Here is a 20,102-nt window from a genome sequence, read left to right as displayed (position 1 = left end):
TTATAAATGAAAATGTTAAAGCAATATGTCGTGGTATTTATATTTTTAAAGAAGAATCTTTTAGAATTACACATATATTACACTAGGTTTATTGAAAAAATATTGGTATTACTTTAATATTAAAGATGTATTTTGCATATAATATTTATCGTTTAGTTGTAAATTAACTATTTATAAATAAAAGGTGGATGATATAGATATATTAATACAATAATTATTTTAAAAACGAAACAATTATAATGATTAAACATAAAGCCAATTAGCCAAATTTATATAAAAAAGATTATACGCATAAACGAGAAAAAGTAATTTTAAAAATATGAAAACGATTCCATCTAGACGAATAAAAATGAATTTTTACAAATTTTAACAAAATGAGTATTTTTGTATCAAAAAAGAGTTGTATTAAATTGAATAGTGGCATATATTATAATCTAATGAATGTAAAGATAATACAAGGAGTTATTACATGAGTAAAAGACAGAAAGCATTTCATGACAGCTTAGCAAACGAAAAAACAAGAGTAAGACTTTATAAATCTGGAAAAAATTGGGTAAAATCCGGAATTAAAGAAATAGAAATGTTCAAAATTATGGGGCTACCATTTATTAGTCATAGTTTAGTGAGTCAAGATAATCAAAGCATTAGTAAAAAAATGACGGGATACGGACTGAAAACTACGGCGGTTATTGGTGGTGCATTCACGGTAAATATGTTGCATGACCAGCAAGCTTTTGCGGCTTCTGATGCACCATTAACTTCTGAATTAAACACACAAAGTGAAACAGTAGGTAATCAAAACTCAACGACAATCGAAGCATCAACATCAACAGCCGATTCCACAAGTGTAACGAAAAATAGTAGTTCGGTACAAACATCAAATAGTGACACAGTCTCAAGTGAAAAGTCTGAAAAGGTCACTTCGACAACTAATAGTACAAGCAATCAACAAGAGAAATTGACATCTACATCAGAATCAACATCCTCAAAGAATACTACATCAAGTTCTGATACTAAATCTGTAGCTTCAACTTCAAGTACAGAACAACCAATTAATACATCAACAAATCAAAGTACTGCATCAAATAACACTTCACAAAGCACAACGCCATCTTCGGTCAACTTAAACAAAACTAGCACAACGTCAACTAGCACCGCACCAGTAAAACTTCGAACTTTCAGTCGCTTAGCTATGTCAACATTTGCGTCAGCAGCGACGACAACCGCAGTAACTGCTAATACAATTACAGTTAATAAAGATAACTTAAAACAATATATGACAACGTCAGGTAATGCTACCTATGATCAAAGTACCGGTATTGTGACGTTAACACAGGATGCATACAGCCAAAAAGGTGCTATTACATTAGGAACACGTATTGACTCTAATAAGAGTTTTCATTTTTCTGGAAAAGTAAATTTAGGTAACAAATATGAAGGGCATGGAAATGGTGGAGATGGTATCGGTTTTGCCTTTTCACCAGGTGTATTAGGTGAAACAGGGTTAAACGGTGCCGCAGTAGGTATTGGTGGCTTAAGTAACGCATTTGGCTTCAAATTGGATACGTATCACAATACATCTAAACCAAATTCAGCTGCAAAGGCGAATGCTGACCCATCTAATGTAGCTGGTGGAGGTGCGTTTGGTGCATTTGTAACAACAGATAGTTATGGTGTTGCAACAACGTATACATCAAGTTCAACAGCTGATAATGCTGCGAAGTTAAATGTTCAACCTACAAATAACACGTTCCAAGATTTTGATATTAACTATAATGGTGATACAAAGGTTATGACTGTCAAATATGCAGGTCAAACATGGACACGTAATATTTCAGATTGGATTGCGAAAAGTGGTACGACCAACTTTTCATTATCAATGACAGCCTCAACAGGTGGCGCGACAAATTTACAACAAGTACAATTTGGAACATTCGAATATACAGAGTCTGCTGTTACACAAGTGAGATACGTTGATGTAACAACAGGTAAAGATATTATTCCACCAAAAACATATTCAGGAAATGTTGATCAAGTCGTGACAATCGATAATCAGCAATCTGCATTGACTGCTAAAGGATATAACTACACGTCCGTCGATAGTTCATATGCGTCAACTTATAATGATACAAATAAAACTGTAAAAATGACGAATGCTGGACAATCAGTGACATATTATTTTACTGATGTAAAAGCACCAACTGTAACTGTAGGCAATCAAACCATAGAAGTGGGTAAAACAATGAATCCTGTTGTGTTGACTACAACGGATAATGGTACTGGGACTGTGACAAATACAGTTACAGGATTACCAAGCGGATTAAGTTACGATAGTGCAACGAATTCAATCATTGGGACACCAACAAAAATTGGTCAATCAACAGTGACAGTTGTGTCTACTGACCAAGCAAATAACAAATCGACGACAACTTTTACAATAAATGTTGTGGATACGACAGCACCAACAGTGACACCAATAGGAGATCAATCATCAGAAGTGTATTCACCAATATCCCCGATTAAAATTGCTACGCAAGATAACAGTGGAAATGCGGTGACGAATACAGTGACTGGATTGCCATCCGGACTAACATTTGATAGTACAAATAATACTATTAGTGGTACACCAACAAACATTGGTACAAGTACTATATCAATCGTTTCTACAGATGCGAGCGGTAACAAAACGACGACAACTTTTAAATATGAAGTAACAAGAAATAGCATGAGTGATTCCGTATCAACATCAGGAAGTACACAACAATCTCAAAGTGTCTCAACAAGTAAAGCTGACTCACAAAGTGCATCAACGAGTACATCAGGATCGATTGTGGTATCTACATCAGCTAGTACCTCGAAATCGACAAGTGTAAGCCTATCTGATTCTGTGAGTGCATCTAAGTCATTAAGCACATCTGAAAGTAATAGTGTATCAAGCTCAACAAGCACAAGTTTAGTGAATTCACAAAGTGTATCATCAAGCATGTCAGGTTCAGTTAGTAAATCAACATCATTAAGCGATTCGATTTCGAACTCTAACAGTACTGAAAAATCCGAAAGTCTATCAACAAGTACATCTGATTCATTGCGTACATCAACATCACTCAGTGACTCATTAAGTATGAGTACATCAGGAAGCTTGTCTAAGTCACAAAGCTTATCAACGAGTATATCAGGGTCGTCTAGTACATCAGCATCATTAAGTGACAGTACATCGAATGCAATTAGTACATCAACATCATTGAGCGAGTCAGCTAGCACCTCGGACTCTATCAGTATTTCAAATAGCATAGCCAACTCTCAAAGTGCGTCAACAAGCAAATCAGATTCACAAAGTACATCAATATCATTAAGTACAAGTGATTCAAAATCGATGAGTACATCAGAATCATTGAGCGATTCGACGAGCACAAGTGGTTCTGTTTCTGGATCACTAAGCATAGCAGCATCACAAAGTGTCTCAACAAGTACATCAGACTCGATGAGTACTTCAGAGATAGTAAGTGACTCTATCAGTACAAGTGGGTCATTATCTGCATCAGACAGTAAATCAATGTCTGTAAGTAGTTCAATGAGCACGTCTCAGTCAGGTAGTACATCAGAATCATTAAGTGATTCACAAAGTACATCTGATTCTGATAGTAAGTCATTATCACTAAGTACTAGTCAATCAGGTTCAACAAGTACATCAACGTCGACAAGTGCTTCAGTACGTACTTCGGAATCGCAAAGTACGTCTGGTTCAATGAGTGCAAGTCAATCCGATTCAATGAGCATATCAACGTCGTTTAGTGATTCAACGAGTGATAGCAAATCAGCATCAACTGCATCAAGTGAATCAATATCACAAAGTGCTTCTACGAGCACATCTGGTTCGGTAAGTACTTCGACATCGTTAAGTACAAGTAATTCAGAACGTACATCAACATCTGTGAGTGATTCCACAAGCTTAAGTACATCAGAGTCTGATTCAATAAGTGAATCAACGTCAACGAGCGATTCTATAAGTGAAGCAATATCTGCTTCAGAGAGCACGTCTATATCATTAAGTGAATCAAATAGTACTAGCGATTCAGAATCACAAAGTGCATCTGCCTTTTTAAGTGAATCATTAAGTGAAAGTACGTCTGAATCAACATCAGAGTCAGTGAGTAGTTCGACAAGTGAGAGTACGTCATTATCAGACAGTACATCAGAATCTGGTAGCACATCAACATCATTAAGTAATTCAACAAGTGGTAGTGCGTCCATTTCAACATCGACAAGTATCAGTGAATCAACGTCAACGTTTAAGAGCGAGAGTGTTTCAACATCACTGAGTATGTCAACGAGTACAAGTTTGTCTAACTCTACAAGTTTGTCAACATCATTAAGTGATTCCACAAGTGATAGTAAGTCTGATTCATTAAGTACATCAATGTCGACAAGTGATTCAATCAGTACAAGTAAATCTGATTCCATTAGTACATCTACATCATTAAGTGGTTCTACAAGTGAAAGTGAATCCGACTCAACATCATCAAGTGAAAGTAAATCCGATTCAACATCAATGAGCATAAGTATGTCTCAATCAACATCAGGAAGTACAAGTACGTCAACGAGTACAAGTTTGTCTGACTCAACGAGTACGTCATTGTCACTAAGTGCATCAATGAATCAAAGCGGAGTAGACTCAAACTCAGCAAGCCAAAGTGCCTCAAACTCAACAAGTACAAGCACGAGCGAATCCGATTCACAAAGCACATCAACATATACAAGTCAGTCAACAAGCCAAAGTGAATCAACATCGACATCAACGTCACTAAGCGATTCAACAAGTATATCTAAAAGTACGAGCCAATCAGGTTCAACAAGCACATCAGCATCATTAAGTGGTTCAGAGAGTGAATCTGATTCACAAAGTATCTCAACAAGTGCAAGTGAATCAACATCAGAAAGTGCGTCAACATCACTCAGTGACTCAACAAGTACAAGTAACTCAGGATCAGCAAGTACGTCAACATCGCTCAGTAACTCAGCAAGCGCAAGTGAATCCGATTCGTCGTCAACATCTTTAAGTGATTCAACATCTGCGTCAATGCAAAGCAGTGAATCCGATTCACAAAGCACATCAGCATCATTAAGTGATTCGCTAAGTACATCAACTTCAAACCGCATGTCGACCATTGCAAGTTTATCAACATCGGTAAGTACATCAGAATCTGGCTCAACATCAGAAAGTACAAGTGAATCCGATTCAACATCAACATCATTAAGCGATTCACAAAGCACATCAAGAAGTACAAGTGCATCAGGATCAGCAAGTACATCAACATCAACAAGTGACTCTCGTAGTACATCAGCTTCAACTAGTACTTCGATGCGTACAAGTACTAGTGATTCACAAAGTATGTCGCTTTCAACAAGTACATCAACAAGTATGAGTGATTCAACGTCATTATCTGATAGTGTGAGTGATTCAACATCAGACTCAACAAGTGCGAGTACATCTGGTTCGATGAGTGTATCTATATCGTTAAGTGATTCGACAAGTACATCAACATCGGCTAGTGAAGTAATGAGCGCAAGCATATCTGATTCACAAAGTATGTCAGAATCTGTAAATGATTCAGAAAGTGTAAGTGAATCTAATTCTGAAAGTGACTCTAAATCGATGAGTGGCTCAACAAGTGTCAGTGATTCTGGCTCATTGAGCGTCTCAACGTCATTAAGAAAATCAGAAAGTGTAAGCGAGTCAAGTTCATTGAGTGGCTCACAATCGATGAGCGATTCAGTAAGCACAAGCGATTCGTCATCATTAAGTGTATCGACGTCACTAAGAAGTTCAGAAAGCGTGAGTGAATCTGATTCATTAAGTGATTCAAAATCAACAAGTGGTTCGACTTCAACAAGTACATCTGGTTCATTGAGTACCTCAACATCATTAAGTGGTTCAGAAAGCGTAAGCGAGTCTACCTCGCTAAGTGATTCAATATCAATGAGTGATTCTACTAGTACAAGTGACTCCGACTCATTAAGTGGATCAATATCTTTAAGTGGTTCCACAAGTCTTAGCACTTCGGATTCATTAAGTGATTCAAAATCATTGAGTAGCTCGCAAAGTATGAGTGGATCAGAATCAACGTCAACAAGTGTGAGCGATTCGCAGTCAAGCTCAACAAGTAATAGTCAATTTGACTCTATGAGCATCAGTGCATCAGAAAGCGACTCAATGTCTACAAGTGATTCGTCTAACATCAGTGGATCAAATTCAACGAGTACATCACTTTCAACATCTGACTCAATGAGCGGAAGCGTATCAGTTTCAACATCGACAAGTTTAAGTGACTCAATATCAGGTTCAACAAGTGTAAGTGACTCGAGCTCAACAAGCACATCTACATCATTAAGTGATTCAATGTCACAAAGCCAGTCAACAAGTACAAGTGCATCTGGTTCCTTAAGTACATCGATATCAACATCAATGTCAATGAGTGCTAGTACATCGTCATCACAAAGCACATCGGTGTCGACATCATTATCAACATCAGACAGTATCAGTGATTCTACTTCAATAAGTATCAGTGGTTCACAAAGTACAGTAGAATCAGAATCTACAAGTGATTCAACTTCTATCAGTGACTCAGAATCATTGAGTACATCAGATTCAGACTCGACATCGACAAGTACATCGGACTCAACAAGTGGTTCAACTTCAACAAGCATATCTGAATCATTAAGTACGTCTGGTTCAGGTTCAACGAGCGTATCTGACTCAACATCAATGAGTGAATCCGATTCAACAAGTGTTTCAATGTCACAAGACAAATCCGACTCAACATCAATTAGCGACTCAGAATCAGTGTCAACAAGCACATCAACGTCATTGAGCACATCCGATTCGACAAGCACATCCGAATCGCTGAGTACATCTATGTCTGGTTCACAAAGCATTTCTGACTCAACATCAACAAGTATGTCCGGCTCAACAAGTACATCTGAATCTAACTCAATGCATCCGTCAGACTCAATGAGTATGCATCATACTCACAGCACGAGCACATCTCGCTTATCAAGTGAAGCAACAACGAGCACGAGTGAATCTCAGTCTACATTAAGTGCAACATCTGAAGTGACTAAACATAATGGCACGCCTGCACAAAGTGAAAAAAGATTGCCAGATACAGGTGACTCAATAAAACAAAATGGATTACTAGGTGGCGTTATGACATTATTAGTTGGTTTAGGTTTAATGAAGAGAAAGAAAAAGAAAGATGAAAATGATCAAGATGATTCTCAAGCATAAATTGAATTTATAGCTGGCTAAAATTAAAAAGACTGAGGCACCAATCACTAGAAAAATCGATATAGGATTTTAATAATTAGTGATGAACCCTTAGTCTTTTTAATGTTTTTGATATAAAAGAGGTGCAACATGTTAAAACTTTTACAACAATACGAATATAAAATTATATATAAACGTATGCTATACACATGTTTTATATTATTTATTTATATATTAGGTACAAACATTTCCATCGTTTCCTATAACGATATGCAAGTAAAACATGAGTCATTTTTTAAAATAGCTATTTCTAATATGGGTGGAGACGTTAATACTTTAAACATTTTCACTTTAGGATTAGGTCCGTGGTTAACATCAATGATTATCTTGATGCTGATTTCTTATCGGAATATGGATAAATACATGAAACAAACAAGTCTTGAGAAGCATTATAAAGAGCGTATCTTAACATTAATTTTAAGTGTGATTCAAAGTTATTTTGTGATTCATGAATATGTTTCGAAAGAACGTGTTCATCAAGACAATATTTACTTAACAATATTGATTTTGGTTACTGGAACGATGTTATTAGTTTGGTTAGCTGACAAAAATAGTCGTTACGGCATCGCAGGACCAATGCCGATTGTAATGGTTAGCATTATTAAATCAATGATGCATCAAAAAATGGAATATATAGATGCAAGTCATATTGTGATTGCGTTGTTAATCATCCTTGTGATAATCACATTGTTTATCTTATTATTCATTGAATTAGTAGAAGTGAGAATACCATATATCGATTTAATGAACGTTTCCGCAACAAATATGAAATCTTATTTATCTTGGAAAGTTAACCCTGCAGGCAGTATTACTTTAATGATGAGTATTTCAGCATTTGTTTTCTTGAAAAGTGGCATTCATTTTATTTTATCTATGTTTAATAAAAGCATATCAGATGACATGCCAATGCTGACATTTGATAGTCCAGTAGGTATTTCAGTATATTTAGTGATTCAAATGTTATTGGGTTATTTTTTATCGAGATTTTTAATCAATACTAAACAAAAATCCAAAGATTTCTTAAAGAGTGGCAATTATTTTTCAGGAGTTAAACCTGGTAAGGATACAGAACGTTATTTAAATTATCAAGCAAGACGCGTATGTTGGTTTGGATCGGCATTAGTTACAGTCATTATTGGTATACCGCTTTATTTCACATTGTTTGTATCGCATTTATCTACTGAAATTTATTTCTCAGTACAACTGATTGTATTAGTTTACATCAGTATTAATATTGCAGAAACAATTCGTACATATTTATATTTTGATAAATATAAGCCATTTTTAAACCAGTATTGGTAAGGAGGTAATTATGAAATACTTTATTCCAGCTTGGTACGATGACCAACGATGGTGGCAAGACACGACTGTGCCGTATTATCAACTACAAAATAAGACGGAATTTGACGATATGATTAGTTTAATGGGAATGCACCTTGAAAATGACTTAGATTATCAACTGATTGTTCTCAATCATGCACCAAATTTAAGAACATTTTTACATCGATATGACTTATATGAAACAAAGTATTCGTCTGTGTTTGATGAAATTCAAGGATTCAGTCACCATGCGCCACAAGCGATTAATTATCATCACTTAAAATGGCCGGATGATGTTGAGTTTGTGTACACGCCGTATTTATTAAAATGTGTGACGAGTGAACAGACCTATACAAATATTTATTTTAGTCAAGAAGGGTATTCAATTTGGTTTGAAGAATTTGAAAGAGATCAGTTACAACGGCGTTATATTTTTGATGACAGAGGTTATTTATCAGCGATACGTTATTTTGATGATCAGGGAGAGGCTTCTTACCAACAATATTTAACGATTAATGGAGATTGTGTACTTCATGAAGATTTGAAAAATGGCAGAGTCACTGTATCAAAAAGATATCAACATCACTATCAACAAACAGAATATAACAATATGGCTCAACTAATTGAAGAAAAATTTCAAGCAATGATTGCACAACAAATACATGAAGATGATCATGTGATTGTGGCTTCAGATGCTAGGCACAATCGACAAATAGCCAATCATATTCCAGCGAAATTGTTAAGTTATTCATTTTTTAAAAATAGAAATGAAACTGTGTCAGATGAGGAATATCAATCTATCGTAAAGAATGCCCATTTAATTGTTGATAGTGTGCAACTAGAACGTGATTTAATTAGTCATCAAGAGAAGTATCAGCGGGAGAATACAATGATTCGAATCACACCATTTGAAACGAGACAATCACCTAATATAAGTAGTCAATTGATGGAAACATTTATAGGTGTATGGATAGATGGTATGAGTGACGCTGATTTGCAACAAATGATGCAACGACTTGTGGATTATATCGCACAGGAAGATTATTACCGTTTAATTTTATTATCGCGCCATCAAAATGACATACCGATGTGGCTTCGTGAATGTATTACGTCGGTAAATGAGGAATACCAAGCTAAACAGAATGCGGATGTTAATGTTTCAGCATTAATGACACCTGAAGATCAAGATGACATCATTGCTGTTAAGACGATACATGCTGAACATGATGTTGTAGAAGCATTGCGGACGTTGCGACTTGTGATAGATATGTCAAAAGAACCTGATTTGTATTTACAAATTAGTGCAATTAGCGCTGGGATTCCACAAATTAATGGTCAACAAACAGATTACGTCTCTGATTATGACAATGGCCGTATTATAAATACAGTTGATGAATTAGATGATGCGTTAAATTATTATTTATTTTATTTGAAAAATTGGAATTATGCGTACGCCTATTCTTTAAAATTAATAGATGCATATGCTTCTAAGAATATTATTAATCAGCTCGATGAGTTAATAGAAGGTGAAAATGATGCCACGTAAATTTAGAGTTTTGCAAATTGGAGGAGACGATTTAGAACCTATTTTTCAACACAAAAAAGGTGTGAGTTGGGATTACTTCGATATTGGATTGTTTGAATTTGATAGTGGTTATGTAGAGGCTATTGAAGCGATTGTTGAAGCAGAAGGGCGCTTTGATTTTATCTATATTCAAGCACCATACTCGGAGACATTAACGAATTTATTACAAATGATAAGCGAACCATACAATACGTATGTTGATGAATCATTTTGGTCAGTTGAATATGAACAAGACGAAAATGTCCAAAAATACGTTGTTCAACCATTACATTACCGGAATATTGAAGAACGTAATAATAAATTAGAGGCAGTTAGCTTCTCAGGACAGTATGGAGATAAAGTTTCCCCTAAGTTAGCACTTGTGCATCCGAATTTTAAAGGAGATGTCGTATACCAAGGTAATTCAGAGCTCACGTTGAGTGGAGAATTTGGAAAAGAATTTAAACCTATCGCATCTTGGCAAAATAATCTCGTTTACGATAAAGATAAAGTCATTCAAATATGGCCAGAATTTGATATTGATGGTGCGGTCGAGTTGCAATATACATTTAGATTGATTCAGACTGGCGCTGATGGTGCATTAATTGAACAAATCATATTAACTGATGATATGTTAGACAGTCCTTTAGAGATACCTGCGAAACCATTTGATGCTTATATAAGTGTAACTGTTAAGGCGCGTGGGAACGGGACGGTACATTTAGGACCTATACACAAACGATGGTCTAGATTAGACATGGGTCAATTTTTACTTGGTGGTAGTCGTTTCGTAGATAGTCAACGACAGGAATTTATTTATTATTTCCACCCTGGTGATATGAAACCGCCACTAAACGTATATTTTAGTGGTTATCGAACAGCGGAAGGTTTCGAAGGATATTATATGATGAAACGTATGAATGCACCGTTTTTACTTATCGGCGATCCTCGTGTTGAAGGTGGTAGCTTTTATATCGGTTCATCTGAATATGAACAAGGTATTATCAATGTTATTGACGAGACATTAGAAAAGCTGAATTTTAAATCACATGAATTAATATTATCTGGTTTATCTATGGGTTCATTTGGTGCCTTGTATTATGGTGCTCAGTTAAATCCCCAGGCAATTATTGTTGGTAAACCACTTGTTAATATTGGAACGATTGCTGAACATATGCGATTACTTAGACCAGAAGAGTTCGGTACAGCATTAGACGTCCTGGTGTCTAATGAAGGTGATACATCTCAAGCGTCGATAAAGGCATTAAATCAAAAATTTTGGCAAACATTTCAAAAGAAATCATTGTCACAAACTGTTTTTGCCATAGCATATATGCAACATGATGATTATGATCCACATGCATTTCAAGAGCTATTACCTGTATTGACAGCACACCAAGCAAGAGTGATGAATCGCAGTATTCCTGGGCGACATAATGATGATTCACCTACCATTGCAAGTTGGTTTGTTAATTTTTACAACATTATTTTGGAAGACAAGTTTGGGAGAGTTCAACATGCTGAAAAACAAAACATTTAAAGTTACTTGGAATTATATTTCACAAACTACATTTATGTATGGCTCTAAAGTATCATTTTCAAATGGTGAAGTGACTTTTATAAATCCTTTGATGCCCTCTGGATTACCGATTCATGAGTGGTTGATGTTAAAGCAATTTTCAAAATATAAAAGTGCGCCAAGTTTACCAATTTTGCGTAGAGGACAGCATTATAAATTGCATTTTGATTTTGATGCAACGCCTGCTGGTTCAGTGTATTTTATCATCATTTTTTATAATAAAAATGGCACAAAACTAAGTACTGAGATTGTAAAGTCAAATAGTATTACGATTCAATATCCTGATGAAGCCTATGCTTATAAAATAAAAATGATGAATGCAGCATCGACGAGTCTAATATTTAGATGTTTAACAATTACAGAGATGACGCATCAAGATGATTTAGAGTATAAAAGCATGCGGGTGACGAAGATAGACGATAACCAATATGGAAATGATAGGATCAATGTCATTATTGCAGAACCATCTGACACCTATCCAACTATTTCGAATGATTTTTTGAAACTGTTTGGTCATGTTTGGCTCGTTGAACGTTGGATGGACGACGATATCAAGGAAAATATTAAGCAACTAAAGGATGATTTGCAAAGTCAAGATACCCTAACGGCTATTAATTTGATTAGTTATGGGTCAAAGTCAAATGTTTTTGCAACTTATGTCGCTCAGCATTTAGATTGCAAAGTATATCGTACAAGCCATGAAGATGATGATTTAAAAGAATGGCTTACAGAACATGTCCCAGGAAATAATGAACTAAAAGATACAAATGTCGAGTTTTATTTTAAAGAAGAGCAAGACAACCATCTAAATTATATGTCACGTTTAATGAATCCAGTACGATTTTTAGATTACTTAGATGTATCGAAACTGAATGGTGGGGAAGTAAATGAAACATAAACTAGATGTTACGATAAACGAATTAAGACTAAAGTCGATTAGAAAAATAGTGAAACGCATCAATACATGGAGCGATGAAGTTAAATCATATTCTGATGATGCGTTAAAACAAAAGACAATAGAATTTAAAGAACGTTTAGCATCAGGAGTTGATACACTAGATACATTGTTACCTGAAGCTTATGCAGTGGCACGTGAAGCGAGCTGGAGAGTATTAGGTATGTATCCTAAAGAAGTTCAGTTAATCGGAGCGATTGTATTGCATGAAGGTAACATTGCGGAGATGCAAACAGGCGAAGGTAAAACATTAACGGCAACGATGCCTTTATATTTAAATGCTCTTTCGGGAAAAGGAACATATTTAATTACAACGAATGATTATTTAGCGAAGCGAGATTTTGAAGAGATGCAACCATTATATGAATGGTTAGGTTTAACTGCTTCATTAGGTTTTGTTGATATTGTGGATTATGAGTATCAAAAAGGGGAAAAACGTAATATATATGAACATGATATTATATATACAACTAATGGACGTCTCGGTTTTGATTATTTAATTGATAATTTGGCTGATAGTGCGGAAGGGAAATTTTTACCACAATTAAATTACGGTATTATTGATGAAGTGGATTCAATCATTTTAGATGCTGCTCAAACACCATTAGTTATTTCGGGTGCACCAAGATTACAATCAAATCTATTTCATATTGTGAAAGAGTTTGTAGATACATTGATTGAAGACGTGCATTTTAAAATGAAGAAGACCAAAAAAGAAATATGGCTGTTAAATCAAGGTATTGAAGCGGCACAATCATACTTTAATGTTGAAGATTTATATAGCGAACAAGCGATGGTCCTAGTGCGTAATATTAATTTAGCACTGCGCGCACAATATTTGTTTGAATCTAATGTCGATTACTTTGTATATAATGGTGATATTGTTTTAATTGACCGTATTACAGGTCGTATGTTACCGGGAACTAAGTTGCAAGCTGGACTTCACCAAGCTATTGAAGCGAAAGAAGGTATGGAGGTTTCAACAGATAAAAGTGTTATGGCAACAATTACCTTCCAGAATTTATTTAAACTTTTTGAATCATTTTCAGGTATGACAGCTACAGGAAAATTAGGCGAATCAGAGTTCTTTGATTTGTATTCAAAAATAGTCGTACAAGCACCAACTGATAAAGCGATTCAACGTATCGATGAACCAGATAAAGTGTTTCGTTCAGTTGATGAGAAAAACATCGCGATGATTCATGATATAGTTGAACTTCATGAAACGGGGCGACCGGTTTTACTCATAACGAGAACTGCTGAAGCGGCTGAATACTTTTCGAAAGTATTATTCCAAATGGATATTCCTAATAATTTACTCATTGCGCAAAATGTTGCAAAAGAAGCGCAGATGATAGCTGAAGCAGGGCAAATTGGTTCCATGACTGTTGCGACTAGTATGGCAGGTCGAGGCACAGATATTAAACTTGGTGAAGGTGTCGAAGCATTAGGTGGATTAGCTGTTATTATTCATGAACATATGGAAAATAGCCGTGTAGACAGGCAATTACGTGGTCGTTCTGGTAGACAAGGGGATCCGGGATCATCTTGTATATATATTTCACTAGATGATTATTTAGTTAAGCGATGGAGCGATAGTAATTTAGCGGAAAATAATCAATTATATTCATTAGATGCACAACGATTATCGCAAAGTAATTTGTTTAATCGCAAAGTTAAGCAAATTGTAGTTAAAGCGCAGCGTATCTCGGAAGAACAAGGGGTTAAAGCTCGTGAAATGGCTAATGAATTTGAAAAAAGCATTAGTATACAGCGAGATCTTGTATACGAGGAACGCAATCGAGTTTTAGAAATAGATGATGCTGAGAATCGAGATTTTAAAGCGTTAGCTAAAGATGTATTTGAAATGTTTGTAAATGAGGAAAAGGTGCTAACAAAATCGCGTGTTGTCGAGTATATTTATCAAAATTTAAGTTTCCAATTTAATAAAGATGTGGCTTGTGTTAATTTTAAAGATAAGCAAGCAGTAGTGACATTTTTATTAGAGCAATTTGAAAAGCAATTAGCTTTGAATCGTAAAAACATGCAAAGTGCATATTATTATAATATTTTCGTTCAAAAAGTCTTTTTGAAAGCAATTGATTCATGTTGGTTAGAACAAGTCGACTATTTACAACAATTAAAAGCAAGCGTTAATCAACGACAAAATGGGCAACGTAACGCTATTTTTGAATACCATAGAGTTGCATTAGATTCATTTGAAGTTATGACACGAAATATCAAAAAAAGAATGGTGAAAAATATTTGTCAAAGCATGATTACATTTGATAAAGAGGGTATGCCAGTTATACATTTTCCATAAATGAAAAGGGGTAGCGCATGACAATATATAATATAAACTTTGGTATAGGCTGGGCGAGTAGCGGTGTTGAATATGCACAAGCTTACCGTGCTAAATTATTGAGACGTACAAATCAAGACACTAAATTTGTGTTTTTAGATTTTATACAGTCAGAGAACATACAGACATTAACGCAAAACATTGGGTTTAAAGATCAAGAAGTTATTTGGTTGTATCAGTATTTTAGTGATATTTCTATAGCACCAACAACGTACACGTTAGATGACATTGAACGTGAGCTTGGTCATGAAATTAGTTTTAGAGAAAGAAATGGTAAGATAGTCCGTCTATATTTTAATGGGAAATCATCATTTGTAACATGTTATCTACAAAATGAACAAAAAGATGTTGTGGATCGTGCAGAATTTGTAATTAATAGTATGTTAGTACGTAAAGATTTTTATAGTTATACGCGTATATTTTCTGAGTATTATGCACCAGCTGATAATAAAGCGAAATTATATATGCGACAATTCTATAATGAAGATGGTTCCATCGCTTATAACGAATATATTGATGGAGACAGCTCTATATATGTGTTTGAAGATGCGGTGTTGTATAACAAAACGGAATTTATTGCATACTTTTTACAACGATTGAATTTAACCCGAGACGATATTGTCATATTAGACCGCGCTTCTGATATTGGTCAGGCTGTTTTGCAGCATAAAGGTGATAGTAAAGTTGGTGTTGTGATTCATGCTGATCATTATAGTAATAATATGATGAGCGAGCAGCATATACTATGGAACAATTATTATGAATATCAATTTTCAAAAGCTAAATACATTGATTTCTTTATTACAGCAACAGATATTCAAAATCATATGGTTTGTCGACAATTTGAGCAATATCAAGGTTATCGTCCACGTGTCTATACTATTCCGGTGGGAAGCATTGATGCGTTATCATATCCTAAATTATCAAGAAAGCCATATGCGATGATTAGTGCATCTCGTTTAGCAAATGAGAAACATATTGATTGGCTTGTCAAAGCGGTTATCGTGGCTAAACGACAAGTGCCAGAATTAACATTTGATATTTATGGAGAAGGTAGCGAGAAGACGCGACTGCGTAAAATTATTGATACACACCGCGCACAAGATTATATTCGTTTACTAGGGCATGTTAAACTTGATGAAATTTATAATGATTATGAGTTATTTCTTTCTGCATCAACTAGCGAAGGTTTTGGGTTAACACTAATGGAAGCGGTAGGCTCAGGACTAGGTATGATTGGATTAAATGTGAATTATGGTAACCCAACCTTTATTCGAGATGGGGAAAATGGCTACTTGGTACCTTTTGATACCGACGAAGATAGTGTGGATGATGTTATCGCAAAACTAGCTCATGCCATTGTAATGTATTTTAACAATGGTCCCCAGGCACCACATGACATCTCTTATGAAGTGGCACAGCAATTTATGACTCAAGATATTATTTTAAAATGGGAAACATTAGTTCAAGAGGTGCTACATGATTAAATTATTTGATTACTTTAACGATCATTCACGAAAGTTATATGAGTCTTTTAAAGCCAGTAAGTTGGAAGAAGATTTAACAATTGTACTCAATGACAATGGCTTTTTACCGGACGATGTTATATCACCGTATCAATTTTTTGCAGATAATCATAATACAGAAAATATGAAACCACGATTTTTTAATCAGGTTACTGTACCAGCTTTTTGGGAAATTAAAGGTAACAACAATTCGGCTACAATTAATGATATGGGACGTCTACGAGGCAAAATATTTTATCAAAGTGGAGAGCGCCCTAGAATTGTTAGTCGTGTCGAATGGTTTGATGACCAACAACGTGTCCGATTTGTCGATTATTATTCTAAGAATGGTATTAAATTTGCACAAACTGTTTACGATTTAAATCGTAAAGCGATCTTGAAGAAATATATGACAGCAGAAGGTAAAGAAGTGATTTATGAAAATTTTGTAACATCTGATGTCATATTGGATTGGCAAGGGAAGTCTTACTTTTTCCCTTCAAAGCTCGCATTCGTATTATTTTTTATCAAGCAACTTGAAATTACGGAACATCATTTCGTTATTAACTCACTAGCCCTACCATTTTCAGTGTTATATAATTTGCCATCAAAAGGTAGTGATGTTTTGGTATGGCAAGAACACTGTAATGGTAATGTCCCGGGAAATATGCAATTGATGTGTAAAGGTGATATGAAACGACATTGTAATATTATTATTCCAGATAAAAACGAATATGAAACGATGCTCAATATAGCAGACGCAAAGGTTCAATCTCGTATTTTACAAGGCGGATATCTATATAACTATCGTAGTCGTAATAGATATACTAAAGAAATTGTAATATTAACTAACTCGGATCAACTTCGTAACATCAAGGTATTGGTTGAAACTTTACCAGATTTTAATTTTCACATCGCTGCTATTACAGAGATGTCTGATAAGCTAATGCAACTTGATCAATATGCTAATGTGCACTTATACCCATCTATTAATATTGACAGGGTAAATGAACTATACCAGTTATGTGATATTTATCTTGATATCAATGAGGGTAATGAAATTTTAAATGCGGTGGAACAAGCGTTTGACTATGAGTTGTTGATTTTAGGTTATCGTCAAACCGCACACCATGCTAAAGTAACATTATCAGAGCACTTATTTGAGCATAATGATGAGATAACAATGGAAAGTAAAGACCAATTAATACAAATGTTAGAAAGTTTGAAAGATCAACAACAGTTTCGAGATGCTTTATTAGCACAAAAAGCACATGCACACGAAATCTCGCGTGAACAATTCGAGCAAGTTTTTAAACAGGCGCTCGAAAGCTAAAAAGAAAAAGCAGTCTAAAATAAAGCATCATTTAATTTAAAAGATTTGACGTAATATGATGTTAGCGACATGGACAATATGATATTACGTCATGCTTTTTTGTTTACTTAAATATAAGCTAAGTAATAAGTTGATAATTACTAACAACAATAACTAGATAGATAAGTGTAAATTTCTTGTAAACAGGTATATAATAGTATGTAATTCTTTGAAGGAAGTAAGTGAGAAAGGAGTATGTTGATGGCTAAATATCGAGGGAAACCGTTTCAATTATATGTAAAGTTATCGTGTTCGACAATGATGGCGTCAAGTATCATTTTAACGAATATCTTGCCGTACGATGCCCAAGCTGCATCTGAAAAGGATACTGAAATTTCAAAAGAGATATTATCTAAGCAAGATTTATTAGACAAAGTTGACAAAGCAATTCGTCAAATTGAGCAATTAAAACAGTTATCGGCTTCATCTAAAGCACATTATAAAGCACAACTAAATGAAGCGAAAACAGCATCGCAAATAGATGAAATCATAAAACGAGCTAATGAGTTGGATAGCAAAGAAAATAAAAGTTCTCACACTGAAATGAACGGTCAAAGTGATATAGACAGTAAATTAGATCAATTGCTTAAAGATTTAAATGAGGTTTCTTCAAATGTTGATAGGGGTCAACAAAGTGGCGAGGACGATCTTAATGCAATGAAAAATGATATGTCACAAACGGCTACAACAAAATATGGAGAAAAAGATGATAAAAATGATGAAGCAATGGTAAATAAGGCGTTAGAAGACCTAGACCATTTGAATCAGCAAATACACAAATCGAAAGATGCATTGAAAGATGCATCGAAAGATCCGGCAGTGTCTACAACAGATAGTAATCATGAAGTAGCTAAAACGCCAAATAATGATGGTTCTGGACATGTTGTGTTAAATAAATTTCTTTCAAATGAAGAGAATCAAAGCCATAGTAATCAACTCACTGATAAATTACAAGGAAGCGATAAAATTAATCATGCTATGATTGAAAAATTGGCTAAAAGTAATGCCTCAACGCAACATTACACATATCATAAACTGAATACGTTACAATCTTTAGATCAACGTATTGCAAATACGCAACTTCCTAAAAATCAAAAATCAGACTTAATGAGCGAAGTAAATAAGACGAAAGAGCGTATAAAAAGTCAACGAAATATTATTTTGGAAGAACTTGCACGTACTGATGATAAAAAGTATGCTACACAAAGCATTTTAGAAAGTATATTTAATAAAGACGAGGCAGATAAAATTCTAAAAGATATACGTGTTGATGGTAAAACAGATCAACAAATTGCAGATCAAATTACTCGTCATATTGATCAACTATCTCTGACAACGAGTGATGATTTATTAACGTCATTGATTGATCAATCACAAGATAAGTCGCTATTGATTTCTCAAATCTTACAAACGAAATTAGGAAAAGCTGAAGCAGATAAATTGGCTAAAGATTGGACGAATAAAGGATTATCAAATCGCCAAATCGTTGACCAATTGAAGAAACATTTTGCATCAACTGGCGACACGTCTTCAGATGATATATTAAAAGCAATTTTGAATAATGCCAAAGATAAAAAGCAAGCAATTGAAACGATTTTAGCAACACGTATAGAAAGACAAAAGGCAAAATTACTGGCAGATTTAATTACTAAAATAGAAACAGATCAAAATAAAATTTTTAATTTAGTTAAATCGGCATTGAATGGTAAAGCGGATGATTTATTGAATTTACAAAAGAGACTCAATCAAACGAAAAAAGATATAGACTATATTTTATCACCAATAGTAAATCGTCCAAGTTTACTAGATCGATTGAATAAAAATGGGAAAACAACGGATTTAAATAAGTTAGCAAATTTAATGAATCAAGGATCAAATTTATTAGACAGTATTCCAGATATACCCACACCAAAGCCAGAAAAGACGTTAACACTTGGTAAAGGTAATGGATTGTTAAGTGGATTATTAAATGCTGATGGTAATGTATCTTTGCCTAAAGCGGGGGAAACGATAAAAGAACATTGGTTGCCGATATCTGTAATTGTTGGTGCAATGGGTGTACTAATGATTTGGTTATCACGACGCAATAAGTTGAAAAATAAAGCATAATTATATTGGGGG

9 protein-coding genes are annotated in these 20,102 nt (G+C 34.7%); all 9 read left to right on the top strand.

Translation table 11 applies throughout. From position 1 onward, the window contains the following. Positions 1-469 precede the first annotated feature (469 nt). The 9 genes from sasA to sasF all read left to right on the top strand — a co-directional run bounded on the left by sasA (position 470) and on the right by sasF (position 20,090). The gene (gene sasA, locus NSS86_RS12295) at positions 470-7,285 is read left to right on the top strand and encodes a serine-rich repeat glycoprotein adhesin SasA (protein ID WP_000044547.1); all 6,816 of its coding nucleotides are present in this window, start codon (positions 470-472) and stop codon (positions 7,283-7,285) included. A 129-nt stretch (positions 7,286-7,414) separates the two neighbouring features. Next, complete coding sequence (gene secY2 / locus NSS86_RS12290) at positions 7,415-8,626, top strand: accessory Sec system protein translocase subunit SecY2 (RefSeq protein WP_000916123.1); 1,212 nt, start codon at positions 7,415-7,417, stop codon at positions 8,624-8,626. 10 nt (positions 8,627-8,636) lie between these two features. Beyond that, a complete protein-coding gene (gene asp1, locus NSS86_RS12285; RefSeq protein WP_000873204.1) occupies positions 8,637-10,190 on the top strand; it encodes an accessory Sec system protein Asp1 in 1,554 nt (517 codons plus the stop codon). Next, positions 10,180-11,748, top strand: coding sequence for an accessory Sec system protein Asp2 (asp2, locus tag NSS86_RS12280; RefSeq protein WP_001137468.1), 1,569 nt, complete (start codon positions 10,180-10,182; stop codon positions 11,746-11,748). The genes asp1 and asp2 overlap by 11 nt, the downstream gene beginning before the upstream one ends. Beyond that, positions 11,726-12,685 carry an accessory Sec system protein Asp3 gene (gene asp3, locus NSS86_RS12275; protein ID WP_000916728.1) on the top strand — a complete coding sequence of 320 codons (960 nt, stop codon included), beginning with the start codon at positions 11,726-11,728 and terminating at the stop codon, positions 12,683-12,685. Before asp2 ends, asp3 begins: the two co-directional genes overlap by 23 nt. After that, positions 12,675-15,065, top strand: coding sequence for an accessory Sec system translocase SecA2 (gene secA2 / locus NSS86_RS12270; protein WP_000680945.1), 2,391 nt, complete (start codon positions 12,675-12,677; stop codon positions 15,063-15,065). The genes asp3 and secA2 overlap by 11 nt, the downstream gene beginning before the upstream one ends. A gap of 17 nt (positions 15,066-15,082) precedes the next feature. Continuing rightward, entirely contained in the window at positions 15,083-16,591 is a 1,509-nt protein-coding gene (gene gtfA / locus NSS86_RS12265) for an accessory Sec system glycosyltransferase GtfA (RefSeq protein ID WP_000158423.1), read from the top strand. Beyond that, positions 16,584-17,942 carry an accessory Sec system glycosylation chaperone GtfB gene (gtfB, locus tag NSS86_RS12260; RefSeq protein WP_000593156.1) on the top strand — a complete coding sequence of 453 codons (1,359 nt, stop codon included), beginning with the start codon at positions 16,584-16,586 and terminating at the stop codon, positions 17,940-17,942. The genes gtfA and gtfB overlap by 8 nt, the downstream gene beginning before the upstream one ends. A gap of 240 nt (positions 17,943-18,182) precedes the next feature. Next, positions 18,183-20,090, top strand: coding sequence for a cell-wall-anchored protein SasF (gene sasF, locus NSS86_RS12255; RefSeq protein WP_001151890.1), 1,908 nt, complete (start codon positions 18,183-18,185; stop codon positions 20,088-20,090). The last annotated feature ends 12 nt before the right edge of the window (positions 20,091-20,102 follow it).

This window comes from Staphylococcus sp. FSL W8-0056 (genome assembly GCF_037963075.1).
Classification (GTDB): domain Bacteria; phylum Bacillota; class Bacilli; order Staphylococcales; family Staphylococcaceae; genus Staphylococcus; species Staphylococcus aureus.
Note: the sequence above shows the minus strand (reverse complement) of the source record. Positions and strands in the feature narration are given on the sequence as shown.

Coding starts and splice junctions, on each gene's coding strand:
- sasA (WP_000044547.1), top strand. CDS start 470: ATGAGTAAAAGACAGAAAGCATTTCATGACAGCTTAGCAAACGAAAAA.
- secY2 (WP_000916123.1), top strand. CDS start 7,415: ATGTTAAAACTTTTACAACAATACGAATATAAAATTATATATAAACGT.
- asp1 (WP_000873204.1), top strand. CDS start 8,637: ATGAAATACTTTATTCCAGCTTGGTACGATGACCAACGATGGTGGCAA.
- asp2 (WP_001137468.1), top strand. CDS start 10,180: ATGCCACGTAAATTTAGAGTTTTGCAAATTGGAGGAGACGATTTAGAA.
- asp3 (WP_000916728.1), top strand. CDS start 11,726: ATGCTGAAAAACAAAACATTTAAAGTTACTTGGAATTATATTTCACAA.
- secA2 (WP_000680945.1), top strand. CDS start 12,675: ATGAAACATAAACTAGATGTTACGATAAACGAATTAAGACTAAAGTCG.
- gtfA (WP_000158423.1), top strand. CDS start 15,083: ATGACAATATATAATATAAACTTTGGTATAGGCTGGGCGAGTAGCGGT.
- gtfB (WP_000593156.1), top strand. CDS start 16,584: ATGATTAAATTATTTGATTACTTTAACGATCATTCACGAAAGTTATAT.
- sasF (WP_001151890.1), top strand. CDS start 18,183: ATGGCTAAATATCGAGGGAAACCGTTTCAATTATATGTAAAGTTATCG.